Origin of the sequence: Kitasatospora sp. NPDC088783 (genome assembly GCF_044750705.1) — a bacterium.
Classification (GTDB): Bacteria; Actinomycetota; Actinomycetes; order Streptomycetales; family Streptomycetaceae; genus Kitasatospora; species Kitasatospora fiedleri.
Window position 1 is genome coordinate 51,441 of sequence record NZ_JBIVKJ010000017.1, and the last position, 13,675, is coordinate 65,115.

Here is a 13,675-nt window from a genome sequence, read left to right on the forward strand (position 1 = left end):
AGCGTTCGCGCGTTAGCGGTCGGCGGCGGCGGCGGCGGTCAGGCGGCGGGGCGCGGGTCGAGCGGGCCCCAGCGGCCGGGAGCCATGTCGATGGCGCCCTGGATGGCCCGGTCGGTGCGTTCGGCCAGTTCGGCGGCCACCTGCCCGGGGAGCGGGGCGGCGCCGTCGAGCAGGGCGCGGGCCTCGGCGAGCATGCGGACGACCTCGGCCGGGGCGGCCGGGCCGCCCGGGCGCTGCGCACCGGGGTTGTAGGCGTAGAACACAGCTGCCTGGAAGCGGGGGTGGGCGCTCCCGTGCCCGGCGTGGGCGGGGTGTCACAGGGCCGTTGCGTGCAGCTCGCGCGGCAGTCGGCCTTCGAGGAGGTGGGGGACGCCTCCGAACGCGCCCTGCAGGTACGAGCGCCGCAGGTCCTCCCGCTCGCCGATGTGGAAGTCCGACAGTGCGGCGGCGCGGGTCGCGCCGTCGTCGTGCTTCTCGACGAGGACGATCTCGTGCGGGGCCAGCAGGTGCTGGACACCGTCGCCGAGGACGGTGGCGGTGTGGGTGGCCAGCACCACCTGCGCGCCCCGGGTGTTGGACAGCTCGGTGTCGGTGAACAGGCGCACCATCTCGGCGGCCAGGTGCGGGTGCAGGCTGCTGCCGAAGTCGTCGACGAGCAGCACGGTGCCGGTGCGCAGGGCCCGCAGCGCGGCGTGCAGCAGGGTCACGGTGGTGCGGGTGCCGCCGGACTGCTGCGCCCAGGTGAGGCCGCCGCCGGGGCGGCCGGGGGAGCCGTGGGCGAACACGAGCTCCCCAGTGTCCGTGTTCAGGGTGATCCCGGCGATGTTCTGGTCGGTGGCGTGCAGGAGGTGGGAGAGCGCGCGGCGGGCGGCGGAGTTCTCGCGCAGGGCCTGCAGCGTGCGGTCCTGGTCGGCCGCCCCGGTGGGGGTGAGGGTGTGCAGGTTGTCGCGGAACCAGGCGAACAGCGGGGCGAGCTGGGCGTGGTTGATGAGCCCGGCGGCGGACAGCACCAGGGCGTCGGCGCGGGTGACGGTGGCGAGCAGGTCGGCGTGGGCCAGCCCCGGGTCGAATGCGTCGCGGGTGAGCGGGCCCCGGTCGGCGTCCCGGTCGATCCACAGCCGCTCGGCGCCCTCGCCGTCCTCGCTGCGCAGCCACTCGCTCAGGACGCGGTCGCCGGAGAGTTCGAAGCCGTACGTCCACACGGTGTCGCCGAGCAGGACGTCGGCCTCGAAGGAGGAGGGCTCGGGGACGCGGCGCAGGGCGAACGGCTCGACGGGCAGCGGGCGCGGGTCGAGCTGGGGGTCGCGCGCGGCCCAGGCGTCGCAGGAGTGCAGGACGGCGTCGCGCATGAAGGCCGGCGCGGACAGGACGCTGGTCTTGCCGGAGCCGTTCGCGCCGAGCAGGGCCAGGGCACAGGCGGGGGCGTCCCCGGCGGGGTCCAGGTCGATCTCGACCATGCCGTCGATGGAGCGGTGACCCGACGCGGAGAAGCGCAGCAGGGTCGTGGGGTGGGTCATGAGTGCCTCCGACGTCCGACGCGTTTACATGTATAAATATATGGTTTGGGTGTGACAGTCGGGGCGGCGGCGGTGCACCACGCTGTCGAACCTGCCCCGGACTGAGGGGAGTCGGCGCTCCCCGAGGAGCGGGCGGCCCGCGGGGCTGCGCGAAGGCGGTGCGGCAAGAGGCACACGGGATCGCCGGACAGGCAGAGCCCCTCGGGCCCCTCGGAGCCGACTGCCGGACGTCATCCCGCCCCGGCCGACCGACCCCGACGGCTGGATCCGCGACCTCCGCCCGCGGCTCGCCGACCGGCCCGCAGGGAGCACCCGTTGATCACCGACCCCGACGGCACCGAGTCCGGTGTCCTCGCCGACCCCACTGCGACCACCGAGGACCCGCGATGACCCGCCCCGTCGCCGCTGAACTGCGCGACCGTGAACGCCGCCTCCTTGCCGACCGCGACGACGCGGAGAAGGCCCTCAACAACGCCCGGCGCCGCTACGACGCCATCTGCGACGAGCTCCAGGAGACCCAGGCCCTGCGCCGCGCGGTCGAGGAGGGCGCCCGGGGACGGGAACCCTCTGAAACCGCGGAACGGTAGGACCGCAAAGACCTGCCGACACGCCAGCCGTCGGCGGCAACGACGATCAGGGCCGGCTGTCCGCCGCCCGGGCTGCCCGGACATCAGCCCTGTCCAGTGCGTCCGCCCACCGGCCGCAGGCGTCCACCGCAGCGGTGAGCAGCGCCTCGGTTGCCGGGCCCGGGATCACCGCGCCGGCGTCCGCGTCGAGGACGAGCGCCGCCTCGACCGCGCGCCGCACCCGGCGCGGGAACCTGGGGAACGGGCCGACCCGCGAGGCCACCGCCCGACTCGGGGTGCGGCGCGCGGCCGAACCGGCCGCCCCGGTGCAGAGCACCTCCTCGAGGTCGAGCACCGTGCCGGCGGCCAGGCGGCCGACCCACTTCCGGACGCGCAGCACCACGTAGCAGAACCCCGTCAGTGCGCCGACCGCCCACAGCGTCCGCGACGACCGGTCCACCAGCGGCAGCAGGAAGAGGCACCCGACGGCCAGCGCCACCGCGGCCACGCCGACCGGAGCGCACGCGAGCACCCACAGGTGCCGGCGCATCCGCGACCGCGCCGCCCGCGGGTCAACCGTCATGCTGGTCATCGGCGCAGTATGTCCCATCCCGCCGGCGCCCGGCCCGCTCTGCGGCAAGATGGCCGGCGTGGACCTGACCGCGCTGCCGCTGCAGCTGCTCCCGCCGATCGCCTACGCCGGCTCCGACGACCGCCCGCCACCTGGGCCGGACGAGTTCAGGGGGGCCACCAGCCAGGAGGGCTCCAACCGGCCCGCCGGCGGCCTGTGGTGCGCCCCCGTCACCTCCCGCGCCGCCGACGGCTCCGCAGCCGCGACGGCCTGGACCGACTGGCTGGCCACCCCGGACCCGGACACCCGGACGCCCTCACACCACCTGGGCCGCTACACGCGCCTGACCGAGGTGGAGCCGCTGCCCCACGCCCGCGTCTACCTGGTCGACACCGCGCAGCACCTGGACGACCTCGTCGAGGCGTACCGGCTCCCCGCCGGACACCCGATGCGGCGCACCACGCCGGACTGGGCCGCGGCCGCCGGCGCCGGCTGGGACGCGGTGTACGTGAGCGCCGCCGGCCTCGACGCGAACGCCGAACGGCACCTCATGGCCGAGCCGTCCCTGGCCCGGTGGGACTGCGCCACCGTGCTGTGGCTCAACGCCGCCTACCGGATCCCCGCCGGGTAGCCGGCGCGCGGCGAACCGCGCACGCACGCCGGGGCGCACCGGGCGGCCGGCGCACGGGTCCCCGGCGGCACGGCCCCGGCCCGGGTTGCCCGATCGGGTGATCGGCGCAGGTCGGGCAACGCCGATGGCCGCCGGGGGCCGGCGCAACAGCCGGCGACGGGGCCCGTCCCGGCGCGGGCGCCCCGGGCCGGTGATCGGCAGGCGCTTCCTGCGGACGGCGCGCTCCGGCGCCGTCCCCGGCCCGGCCTGGGCGGCCTCGGCCGGGTGTCCCTCGGCACGGCTGTCCGCGACGACGAGGGCCCGGCGCGATGCGCCGGGCCCTCGAAGTGCCTGGTGTTCGGCTGTGGCGCCGGTCCGGCGCCCGCCCGGGCGGGCTACTGCGGGTCGAGCGCGGCGACCAGGTCGGCGGCGGTCATCATCCGCACCGCGCCCGCATCCAGGGCGGCCTGGTGAAGCGCGTACGCCTGGGCCCCGGCGGGCAGGGCGAGGTCGCCGCGCAGCAGGAACGCCAGCTGCGCGCGCGTCAGGTCCACGGCGCCGGTGTCCGGGTCGGTGTCCGGGGTGCCGAGCCGGGCCGCGAACGCGGGGAGGTCCTCGCCGGTGCGGCGGCGGTAGCCGCTGGCGGTGCCGTCGAGGTGGCGCACCGCCACGGTGGTGGCTCGGGCGGCGGCGTGCCAGAGGGCGACCTCGCCCAGGCCCACGCGGGCGCCGGAGGCGAAGTGGCCGGTCAGGTGCCGGCCGAGCGCGGCCAGGGCGTCGGTGTGGCGGTGGACGGCGTGGTGGGTGCCGCTGACGCCCTGGACGACGTCGAGCCAGCGCAGGGTCCGGCCGGCGACGTCCAGGACCATGGGGATGCTGGCCTTGGCCGGGGCGGTCAGGTCGTAGCGCTGCTCGACCTGGCGCGCGTCGAAGACCGGGCCGGCGCTGCCGGGCTCGTCGCGGACCATGACGCCGGCGAACGCGTCCGCGAGCTGGTCGAAGGGCACGTCGTTGAAGCTGAAGACGACGGCGACGACGTAGCGCACCCCGGCGGCGGCCAGCCGGTCCAGGTCGAGGTCGACGAACTCGCTCGCGCCCTCGGGGGCCGGGGCGCTGGTCAGGTCGCCGGAGTGCACGGCCGCATCCCGGGCGAAGCGCAGGCTGGTGTAGTCGCAGGTGCCGATGTGGTTCCAGTCGGCGTCGAACATCGCCGCGGCCAGGTCCAGGTCGGTCCGCCCGGAGTCCTGCGACTCCATCCAGTGGACGAACAGGCGCAGCGTGCGGCCGTCGGGCAGGGTCAGCTCGCTGCCGCGCGGGAGGGTCACCAGGGCGCGGGAGGCGGTGCGCTCGGCGAACGGCGCGGTGATGCCGTGCAGTTCGGCGTCGACGACGGCCAGGTCCGCCGGCGGGAGCTGGGCGGCGCGGGCGAGGGCCTCGCCGGTCAGGATGGCGGCGGCCCGCCCGACGACGTCCGCGGCCAGGGCGGGGCGCGCGTCCTCGGCCAAGTACGCCTTCGCGGCCGGGCCCTTGGGGAAGAACACCCGGGCCTGGTGCACGGTGGCGCGGGTGCGCAGGGCACCGAGGGCGGACAGCAGCACCGCCGGGGCGACGCGCGGCGCCGCCTGGGCGAGGGCGTGAAGGACCGGGTCCGCGCCGGTGGGTCCGGCCAGGCGCAGCAGGTGGTCGGTGCGGCGCACCAGCTCGCCGGGACGGGCTTCGAGCAGCGCGAGCGCGCGCGGCAGGTCGCCGTCGGCGAGCGCCGTCTCGAGGGGCCACGGCGCCACGCGGACCAGGGGCCCGGTCGCGTCCACGCCGGGCAGGCCGGCGGCCGCCTCGCGCAGCAGCCGCGAGAGCGGGTCGCCGGTGAGCTGGAAGGAGCGCACCGCGGCGAACACGAGAGCGGCGCGCGGGTAGGCGCGGGCGTGCTCGAAGGCGTGCAGGACCTCGCCGGCGTGCTTGGCCACGCTCTCGCGGCGGCGCAGGTCGGCTGCGCCCTGGGCGACATCGAGCGCGTCCAGGGCGGTCAGCAGCGCGCGGCGCAGCGGCCGCGGCACCGCGGCCAGGCGCGGGACCGTGACCAGGCCCGCGTCGCCGCCGGAGCGCACGACCAGCAGGCGCAGCACGTCGGTGGCGGTGGTCAGGCGCGCCGAGACGGCCGCCAGCACCGCCGGGTCGTCGGTGCCGGCGCGCAGCAGCCACGCCAGCACGTGGGCGTTGGTCTCCCGGGCCGGGATCCGGTCCGGCAACCACGCGAAGGCGGTGCGCGAGGCGGCCGCGTCCAGGAGGGGGCCCAGGTCGTCGCTGTCGCCCGGGCTGAGCGCGCCGGTGCGCGCGAGCAGCCCCGCCAGCTCGGCGCCGGCGTGGTCGACGAGGTCGGCCGGGGTCCCGCCGTAGGCCAGGACGCGCAGCCGCTGCGGCAGCGCGCGGCGCGCGCCCGCGGCGGGCCGGTGCGCGGCGGGTCGCAGGAACGGGTCGGCCGCATCGATGCGGCGGTGGCAGACCGGGCAGGCCGAGAACTCGGCGCCGTCGAAGCAGGAGCGGCACACCAGGTGCGCGCACGGAGCCACCGGGTGGACGCTGCGCTGCTCGCCGCACAGCACGCACGGCTGGTCGGGCTGCTGCAGCCACACCGTCAGGACCCGGTCGACCCAGAACCGGAGGGTGTCGGCGGGCGTGGTCGCCGGGAAGCCGCGGAACAGCGGCGTGTGGTCGCGATCCGCGCCCAGGAGGTCGTCGACGTCCGCGAGAACGGCCCGGCCGGCCGCCGCCAGGGACTGCTCGCTGCGCCCGGCCAGCGCCTGGCGCAGCGGCGCGGACAGCAGGTAGCCGCGCTCGAGCAGGTCGCTCTCGAGCATGGTCACCCCCGCCAGCGTTGCTTCGCTCGCCTGGGCGCTCGCCGCGGTGAGGTAGAGGGCGCCGCGGCGCGCCAGCATCACCGCCGCCGGCGAGCGGGCGGGGCGGACGGTGGCCGGTGCGGTCTGCAGGGCCGTCATCGAAAGGTCCTCCAAGGAGTGTGGAACGGCGAGGGAGCCCGCCGGATGCGGGCCCGCGGCGGGCGGCCGGGGCCCTGGTCGGGCCCGCGCGGCCGCGCCAGGAGAGGGGGTGGTGCGGGGGCGGGCGTGGTGTCCGTCGCCGTGCAGAGCCGGGTGTCCCGGGCATGCGAAAGCGGGGCGGGAAGTGAGCGCGCTTGAGTTCTTTACCAAGAGAGTTGAGAAGGAAGCACGCTGCGGAGCCGCCCCGCAGGCACAGACACTAACCGCCGCAACCGGCCCGGCGCACGCGAGTTTTCCGCACCCGGCGCAGCGGATGTCCCTTCCGCTGGGCGCGGGTGGCGCGGTGCGGGCGGCAGAGCCGGCCGGGGCGCGGCTCGCCGGCGCCTCCGGGCACGCGATCGCCGGCCGTCCTCCAGCCGGCAGCACCCCGGCCCCCGGCCCCCGTCCCTGGCGGTTCGCCCCCGGTTCGGTGCCGGCATCCGCGCCGGCCATCTCGGCAGGAGAGCACGCAAGGACGGTGCCCGGGTGCCCGCCGTAGGCGGCGCCCTGCCCTACCCGGCGGCGCCGGGCAGGACGAGGAAGGCGTCGCCGAACGAGGCGAGCGGGTCCTCGAGGGCGGCCAGGGCGGGCAGGAACTCGAGCCGCAGGAAGCTGACGCCGTCCTGGTGGGCATCGGTCAGGACGCGTTCCAGCGCGTCGGTGTCGGCCTCGACGCCGCCCCACAGGTGCAGGGCGCAGCCGGGGACGGCCGGCCAGTTGGAGCCGTCCGGCTCGGGGGCGCCGGCGATCGTCGCTCCGTCCGGCGCGAGGACCGCGCCGATGCTGATCTCGTCCACGGCATTGCGGCTCAGACGCAGGTAGGCGGCCTGGGGGAAGAGCGCCTGCACGGTCTGCGCCACGGCGGCCACCGCCGCGGGGGCCAGGGCGGCTGCGGCCTTCTTGTGGTCCAGGTACGCCCGGACCGCGGGCGCGGCGGTGCTGTCGGGGGCGGTGCTGTCGGGCATGCGGGAACCTCCGGTGCGCTACGGGAGGCCGGCAGGAGCCGGCCGCGGGGCGTGTGCTGGAAAGTCGCGGGCAGCGCCGCTGCGGCGCGGGGCCGTGCGGCGCGGTTGCGGGAAGCGGGCGCAGGGGCGCGGTGGTGCGTGGCCGCCCCGCGTCGGGGGCAGCGGTGTGGCGCGCGGCGGGTCCGGGCCGCACAGGGCCCGCGAACCTTCGTCGCCTCCTACCGGGGGCAGGCGTTCGCGGGCCGGTGCGGTCCGCTCGGAGCCGTCTGCGGGCTCCGTGCCGCAGGCGCGCTCACCGCGTCCGGCCGGAGGGGGAGGTCAGCTTCTCGTCGTGCGGGGAGCACACCTCGATCCCCTGGAACAGCCGGGCGGCCGGGCGGCGGCACCACCACAGGGAGCAGGACGCTCCGGTCCGGCCGGGATCGAGCGGGCCGCAGGGGCGGCGCAGGTGCCCGAAGGGGACGATGCGGCGCTCGGCCCCGTCCACCGTGGCCCAGGTGCGGGGGAGGCGGCCGACGGTCTTGAGCGCGACGTAGTACACCTGGCCGTCCGGGTCGTACACCTCGGCGAAGTGCCCGGTGGCGACCATCGTCTGCCACCCCTCCCGGAGCTCGATCAGGTGGGCGATGCGGCCGTGCAGGACGCCGTTGCGGCCGTACAGGTCGAAGGCCTGCGACCAACGGTCCGAGATCGGGTAGAGGCGCGTCTCGCTGGGCATGGTTGCTTTCCTTCCGGACTGGTGGCGGTGGGGCGAGGACTGCGGTCCTCCTGCGAGGAGCGGCCCAGGCGGTGCGGCGCCACCGCCTGGGCGGCCCTGGGCGGGTCTTGGAGGTCGCGGCGCCGGGCCCGGCCCGTACGCGCCGACCGGGCTGCGCCTGCGGCCGGGTCAGGGGCGGCCGGGGCCGGGCAGGCCCAGGACGAGGGCGGCGTGGCGGGCGGCGTGGGGCGCGTCCTTGGGGCTGTGGACGGTGGCGAGCCACAGCAGCACGGCGTCCTCGAAGGTTTGGGCCCGGTGCGGGCAGGGAGTGCCGTCCACCACCGCCGCCCAGGTGCGGCCGGACTGCTCGACCAGCTCGGCGGCGTAGGTGTCGCCGGTGTGCGGGCCCAGGGAGACGACCTGCTCGACGTAGCCGTGGGTGGCGGGCGCGGCGGGGAAGAACAGTTCGACGGCGCGGGTGAACTGGTCGTCCTGTGCGCCGCCGGGGCCTGCCAGGCCGTTCTGCAGGCGGGCGCGCGGGGCCCTGGCGGGGGTGCCGGGCGCCGAAGGCGGCGCGGTGGGGGAGGGCGCGGGGCGGTCGAAGAGGGCCGGGCGCCGCTCGGCGGGCGGGAACAGCACGCTGTTGTAGCGCTTGTGCGTCTCATCGGCGGCGAAGCCGATGCCGGGGACGTAGGTGATGACCTCCGGGAGGATGTCGCCGTTGTAGAGGGAGCCGGTGCCGAAGACGACGGCGTGCGCGCCCGGCAGCGCCGCGGCGAAGGCGTCGAGGCGCTCGAACATCTCCCGGCCCTCCAGCCCGCCGTCGTCGTTGGACTTCCACGCCAGGCCCGCCACGGTGCCCGCGGCCTCGCCGGGCAGCAGCACGAACATGTTCTCCCGCGACGCCCACAGCTTCTTCCACGCCGTGGTCAGGGGCTCGTCCCGCTGCAGCGACGCGGCCTGCTCGGCGCTGGCGTGCTCCCACTCGGAGCCGAAGGGGTCGGCTGCCGCCCGGGGATCGGTGAGCCAGACGACGCCCTCGGACGCGTAGTGGTCGATCATGTGGCGCCCTCTTCCCCTGCGGCCGCGGGTCCTCCCGACCCTTTTACATGTATAAATATATCTTCTCGCACTGACAGTCGACCGTCCGTCCCCTGGCCGCGAACGCGGCCGGTCGGGCGTAATCGCAGGTCACAGGTGCGAAGTGCCGAGCGCGTGCATCCCGTGCGGCGGGAGCAGCGCCGCACGGTCCAGGACCGGCCCGGCGGGGTACCGCCCGCGCGCGGCGCGCCCGGTCCCGTCCGGCTTCGTCGAGGGCCACGACCGCCGGCTCGGGCACGGTCGCGGCCTGGCGAGCGCGGACACGCAGGACGTGTCGGCCCGCGGCGGCGGCGGCCGGAGCCCTGCGCCACTCGCCGTGGAGCGCCCCGGCGCCGGCCCCGGTGCAGGACGGGTGCAACGACCCGGGCGTGACGGTCGCGCAAGTACCTCGCGGCGGCTCCGTGCGGGGATCGGCCGGCGGCGGTCCTGGCGCCCGCCGGCCACGGACAGCTTCCGTCCGCGGGCCGCGTCAGGCCCGGCCCGCGGCGGCGGCGAAGGACTCCAGGGCCTCGAAGTCCCCCTCGCGCAAGCCCCGGGCCGCGTCGATGCGCAGCAGCAGGGCGGGCGCGCCGTGCCGGGCCGCCACGAACGCCGAATCGGCGTCCGTCACGTCGTCGTCGACCCAGGCGAAGGGCCGGTGCGCGGCGTGCTCCAGCAGTGGCTGCGTCTTCCAGAACACGCCGCCGGCGCCGGTGCGCCGCGCCGCCGGCGGCCAGGGCACGACCGGCAGCTCGCCCAGGCCCAGCACGGGGGAGATGAACGTGTTCGCCTCGTCCTCCCATGTCGTCGCCCACACCAGGTCGAAGACGCCCGCGAGCCGGCGCAGCGCCGCGCCGTGTGCGGGGTTCAGGCGCACCTTCAGCGGCTTCACGTACACCCGCGGCTTGCCGGGGTGCTGGTCGAGCCACGCCTGGGGCAGCATCCGGTGGACCTCGTACCCGGCCGGGGGCCGGGCGCAGTCCGGGTTGAGGGGTCCGTCGACGTCGAGGTACAGCAGCGGCCTGCCGTCGCGCACGGTGCTCTCCCTTCCTTCCGGTCGTCCATGCTGTCAGGTGCCGGGGCGGGTGCGCCCGGCCCTTTCCCGGCGTCTCAGGCCGCCGGCCGGCCACGGGGCAGGGGGCGGGGTCAGGCGGCCGCCGGCGGCGGCGAATCGCTCGGCGTACCGGCCGGCCAGGATGCGCACCGCCCGGACCGTGGCGCCGGTCCACGGGGCATCGGGGTCCCCGCGCCCGCGCAGGTGCTCCCGCATCGCCTCGGCGATCTCCTCCACACGCCGCAGCGCCGCCGCGCTGTCGCCGTGCCGGTTCCCGGCGACGGCGGCCAGCAGGTTCTGCGCCTCGTCGGCGCCGGGCAGCTTGCGCCGCTGGAGGGAGGCGACCTCGTCGCCGATCTCGCCCGCCATCAGCCGCCGCGCCTCGTGCTCCTCGGGGTCGCGGTGGCGCCACGGCACGGGCGGGAAGGAGCGGACCGCGTCCGGGCCGGGCCGGGCGAACACGCGTCCCGAGGCGGGCAGGTTCATGCCGAAGCCGACATCGTCCAGCGGGCGGGTGTACAGCCGCGGCCCGTACGGCGCGGGCTCCGCCGCGTGCCGCATCACCCGCACCGGGCCGCTCCAGCGCAGCCCGTCGGGTCCGTCGTGGGCGACGCGCACCACCGCGCCCACCGGCGGGACCCAGCCGCCGGGCGCCAGGCCCCATCCGTCGGGCACGGCGGCGGCGCGCTCGCGCTCGCGGTCCCGCGCCGCGCGCATGTCCAGCACCAGGACCGCCCGGTCGATCGCGTCCGAGCGGCGCCGCTCGGCGCCTTCCATCGGGCCCTGCCCGTCCAGTGCGAGCAGCCAGCCGCGGCCCGACTTCCTGACGATCACGCGCTCGGCGCCGTCCACCCGGACCGGGTAGCCGCCGTCCGGCGCCCGCCGGCCGATGCGGGTGCGCGCGAGCCGGGCCTCCCGCTCCCGCTGCTGGCGCTCCGCCAGCGCGCGCACCTCCCGTACGCGGGCGCGCCTGCGCTGTTCGGCCAGCAGCGGTGCGCGGTCGTCGCCGACCGCCCGGAGGTCCTCCAGGGTGCGGCAGGACGCCTGCCCGGGATCGAGTGCCGCGAGCGCGGCGGTGAGGTCCTCGTCCGACAGCAGGGCGAGGGCGGGGCGGGAGACGGGGGAGGACACGGCGGGCTCTCCTTCACGCAGGCGGGCGGTGGTCGGGGCCGGGCGCCGGCCGGGGTGCGGCCGGCGCCCGGCGGGCAGCGGCAGGCCGGTGGCGGCCCCGAAGGAGCCGCACGCCCGCCTGCCGCTGCCCCGGTCCGTGCGGGCGGGTGCCGGTGGCCTCAGCCGTCGTGCTCCGGGCCCTCGTCTTCGTCTTCGTCGTCCTCGTCCCAGTCGGGGTCCGGCTCGCAGTCGGTGGTGAACGACGCGCACGCCACGGTCAGGTCCTCGTACTCGTGCTCCAGCGAACCGGTCCCGGGGTGCTCGAACCGGTGCTGGGAGCAGCGGGTGCAGATCACCCGGTCCTCGCGGGCGAGGGGCTCGAAGTCGGAGAAGCAGGACGTGAGGTGGAGGTCGCGCAGGCGCGCCAGGAACGAGGGGGTGCTCTCGTCGTCCAGGCTGTGCGGGCGGTGCTCGGACTTCCAGTGCAGGCACCACCGGCACACCGGCCGCTGCTCGCGCAGCGGCGCGGCGGTGAACTCCCCGGCCGTGTCCGGGCCCCGGTCGAAGCGGACCGTGCCGCCGTGCAGCAGGACGGCCCGGCCGCCGTCTTCGAAAGCGTCCTTCAGGAGGCGGCGCAGGCGCATCGCCGACACCGGCCCGGGCGCGGCGTCCGGTCCGGTGAGCGTGTAGGAGCCCCAGCCGGTGTGCTGGGCGAGGGTGTCGTAGGTGATCTCGTCGAGCGGGTGCAGGATGACCTCCGGGGCGGCAGGGGCACGGAACGGGCGGAGCGGAGAGGGAGGGTCAGGGCACCGGCTCGTAGCCCTCCACCTCGTCGACGACGCAGGTGGTGCCGTCGGCGAGTTCTTCGTGGGCCAGCTGGACGGCCTCGCGGTGGCGGTCCACCAGGTACTCGCAGGCCCAGCCGTCGTCACCCACCCGGTCGGCGACCAAGGCGTCGATGGCCTCCTGGTCGCCGTCGCGCAGGCGGACGGAGCCGGTGATCTCCAGATCGCCCGTCGCGGTCCAGTGGCCGTAGAGCAGGATCGACATGCGGTTTCCTCTCCAAGGTGCGCAGATGCGGGCAGTCGGGTCACTGCAGGGGAGGTCAGGGGCGCGGGGCCTCCAGCAGGGCGGCGGTGGCCGTGGCGCGGATGCGGTCCAGGAGGGCGTACACGTCCTCCTCCGCCACCCGGTGGGCGTCCTCCAGCGCCTTCTGCAGCGCCGCGTCGGGAAGCCGCAGCAGGGCGTCGAGCCGGTCGCGGGCGTAGGGCGCGTCCACCCAGTCCTCCCGGAGCATCTCAACGGTGACGAGGGTGACGGCAGCCATGCATCCTCCCGGGGCGACGGTGCGGGCGAGCGCCTGGCAGCGCCCCCAACAGCGGTTTTACATGTATAAATATATCTTCTGGGTGTGACATCGGAGTGTGCCGGCCCCTTCGGCGCGGTGGCCGCCGGAGACCCGGCCGCCCCGGTTCTTCCGGCGGCGGCCGGCGGGAACCCCAGCCCCCGCCGGCCCGGGTGCCCGGCTCGCAGGCCGCACCCGAATGCGCCGCCCCTGCGCCCCCGTCCCTTCGGCAGGAGCCCGGTGCGGGGTGGTCAGAGCCGGTAGGCGGGCCGCAGGAACAGCACCGTCTCCACGTCCCAGCCGAACAGGTTCACGCCCTCGCAGGCGTGCGTGGCCTGCTGCCCGCGCTCCGTCAGGTGCACCGCCGCCCAGTGGCGGCTCGCCGCGGCCCAGTCCACCCGCGGGCTCGCCCAGCCCGTCAGCTCCCGGCCGGGCGGACGGCCGTCGGGGGTGCCGCGCGGGTACGCGGCGGCGAGCACCTGCAGGTCCTGCGCCGTGTCGATCCGGTACACCCGCGCCCGGGCGGACGGCCGCACCGCGGTGACGACCAGCTCGTCGCCGTCGTCGGCGTACCGGGTCCACTCCGAGCCGCCCTCGCGCAGCGGCGCGCACCACAGCCCGCCCGCCGGCTTCGCCTGCTGGGGGTGGTTGGCCGCCGGCCGGAACCGGTCCGGCGCGGTCAGCGCCGGATCGTGCTGCGCCCGGTGCGCGTACCCGATCGGCGGCAGGTCCCGGCCGCGCACCAGCCGCCGCTCCAGCTCCTCGCGCAGCGCGCGCGGCACCCGGCGCCGGGGCCCGGGCGGCAGCGCGTCGAACGGTGACGGGTACGCCGCGGCCGCGCCCCGGCCGGCGAGCAGGGCCCGGGAGGTCTCCGCGCACCGCTGCGCCGCCCACCCGCACCGTCCGGCCCGGTCGTCCTCGCCCGCCCGCGCCGCTTCCTCGGCCTGCCGCGCCCACAGCGCGGCGTACAGGTACGCCTCCTCCGCCGGGTGGCCGTCCGCGCGCGTGGCGACCTCCTCCAGCAGGCCGGCCACCGCGCGCCGGGCCCTGCGCACCCCGGCGTGCGAGGACGGGCACCGTTTTCCTCCCTGTGCGGCCGACCGGCACACGTCCCGCTCCTCTTCTCGC

The 13,675-nt window shown here is 77.0% G+C and carries 15 protein-coding genes; 2 read left to right on the forward strand and 13 right to left on the reverse strand.

Features of this window, described 5'->3' with window-relative positions; genetic code table 11:
• Positions 1–38 precede the first annotated feature (38 nt).
• Positions 39–263 carry a hypothetical protein gene (locus ACIP60_RS31995; protein WP_400691206.1) on the reverse strand — a complete coding sequence of 75 codons (225 nt, stop codon included), beginning with the start codon at positions 261–263 and terminating at the stop codon, positions 39–41.
• Positions 264–314: 51 nt separating this feature from the next.
• The gene (locus ACIP60_RS32000) at positions 315–1,517 is read right to left on the reverse strand and encodes an ATP/GTP-binding protein (RefSeq protein ID WP_400691209.1); all 1,203 of its coding nucleotides are present in this window, start codon (positions 1,515–1,517) and stop codon (positions 315–317) included.
• A 386-nt stretch (positions 1,518–1,903) separates the two neighbouring features.
• On the opposite strand from ACIP60_RS32000, the gene ACIP60_RS32005 reads away from it, so the two are divergent.
• Positions 1,904–2,104 carry a hypothetical protein gene (locus ACIP60_RS32005; RefSeq protein ID WP_400691212.1) on the forward strand — a complete coding sequence of 67 codons (201 nt, stop codon included), beginning with the start codon at positions 1,904–1,906 and terminating at the stop codon, positions 2,102–2,104.
• Positions 2,105–2,150: 46 nt separating this feature from the next.
• Here ACIP60_RS32005 and ACIP60_RS32010 read toward each other — a convergent pair whose 3' ends face one another.
• A complete protein-coding gene (locus ACIP60_RS32010) occupies positions 2,151–2,675 on the reverse strand; it encodes a hypothetical protein (protein ID WP_400691215.1) in 525 nt (174 codons plus the stop codon).
• On the opposite strand from ACIP60_RS32010, the gene ACIP60_RS32015 reads away from it, so the two are divergent.
• Positions 2,665–3,285, forward strand: a complete 621-nt coding sequence (locus ACIP60_RS32015) for a hypothetical protein (protein ID WP_400691217.1) — start codon at positions 2,665–2,667, stop codon at positions 3,283–3,285. The genes ACIP60_RS32010 and ACIP60_RS32015 overlap by 11 nt on opposite strands.
• A gap of 374 nt (positions 3,286–3,659) precedes the next feature.
• Here ACIP60_RS32015 and ACIP60_RS32020 read toward each other — a convergent pair whose 3' ends face one another.
• The 10 genes from ACIP60_RS32020 to ACIP60_RS32065 all read right to left on the reverse strand — a co-directional run bounded on the left by ACIP60_RS32020 (position 3,660) and on the right by ACIP60_RS32065 (position 13,602).
• Positions 3,660–6,257: an MXAN_6230/SCO0854 family RING domain-containing protein gene (locus ACIP60_RS32020; RefSeq protein ID WP_400691220.1), complete on the reverse strand. Its 2,598-nt coding sequence runs from the start codon at positions 6,255–6,257 to the stop codon at positions 3,660–3,662.
• 551 nt (positions 6,258–6,808) lie between these two features.
• The gene (locus tag ACIP60_RS32025) at positions 6,809–7,261 is read right to left on the reverse strand and encodes a hypothetical protein (protein WP_400691223.1); all 453 of its coding nucleotides are present in this window, start codon (positions 7,259–7,261) and stop codon (positions 6,809–6,811) included.
• 292 nt (positions 7,262–7,553) lie between these two features.
• Positions 7,554–7,979 carry a hypothetical protein gene (locus ACIP60_RS32030; RefSeq protein ID WP_400691226.1) on the reverse strand — a complete coding sequence of 142 codons (426 nt, stop codon included), beginning with the start codon at positions 7,977–7,979 and terminating at the stop codon, positions 7,554–7,556.
• A 168-nt stretch (positions 7,980–8,147) separates the two neighbouring features.
• Entirely contained in the window at positions 8,148–9,020 is an 873-nt protein-coding gene (locus ACIP60_RS32035; RefSeq protein ID WP_400691229.1) for a hypothetical protein, read from the reverse strand.
• Positions 9,021–9,528: 508 nt separating this feature from the next.
• Positions 9,529–10,074 carry a hypothetical protein gene (locus tag ACIP60_RS32040; RefSeq protein WP_400691232.1) on the reverse strand — a complete coding sequence of 182 codons (546 nt, stop codon included), beginning with the start codon at positions 10,072–10,074 and terminating at the stop codon, positions 9,529–9,531.
• 33 nt (positions 10,075–10,107) lie between these two features.
• Positions 10,108–11,223, reverse strand: coding sequence for a hypothetical protein (locus ACIP60_RS32045; RefSeq protein ID WP_400691234.1), 1,116 nt, complete (start codon positions 11,221–11,223; stop codon positions 10,108–10,110).
• 158 nt (positions 11,224–11,381) lie between these two features.
• On the reverse strand, positions 11,382–11,846 hold the full coding sequence (locus ACIP60_RS32050) for a hypothetical protein (RefSeq protein ID WP_400691237.1): 465 nt from the start codon (positions 11,844–11,846) through the stop codon (positions 11,382–11,384).
• Positions 11,847–12,003: 157 nt separating this feature from the next.
• On the reverse strand, positions 12,004–12,252 hold the full coding sequence (locus tag ACIP60_RS32055; RefSeq protein ID WP_400691240.1) for a hypothetical protein: 249 nt from the start codon (positions 12,250–12,252) through the stop codon (positions 12,004–12,006).
• 55 nt (positions 12,253–12,307) lie between these two features.
• A complete protein-coding gene (locus tag ACIP60_RS32060; RefSeq protein ID WP_400691243.1) occupies positions 12,308–12,529 on the reverse strand; it encodes a hypothetical protein in 222 nt (73 codons plus the stop codon).
• Between the two features lie 269 nt (positions 12,530–12,798).
• Entirely contained in the window at positions 12,799–13,602 is an 804-nt protein-coding gene (locus tag ACIP60_RS32065; protein ID WP_400691245.1) for a hypothetical protein, read from the reverse strand.
• Between the last annotated feature and the right edge of the window lie 73 nt (positions 13,603–13,675).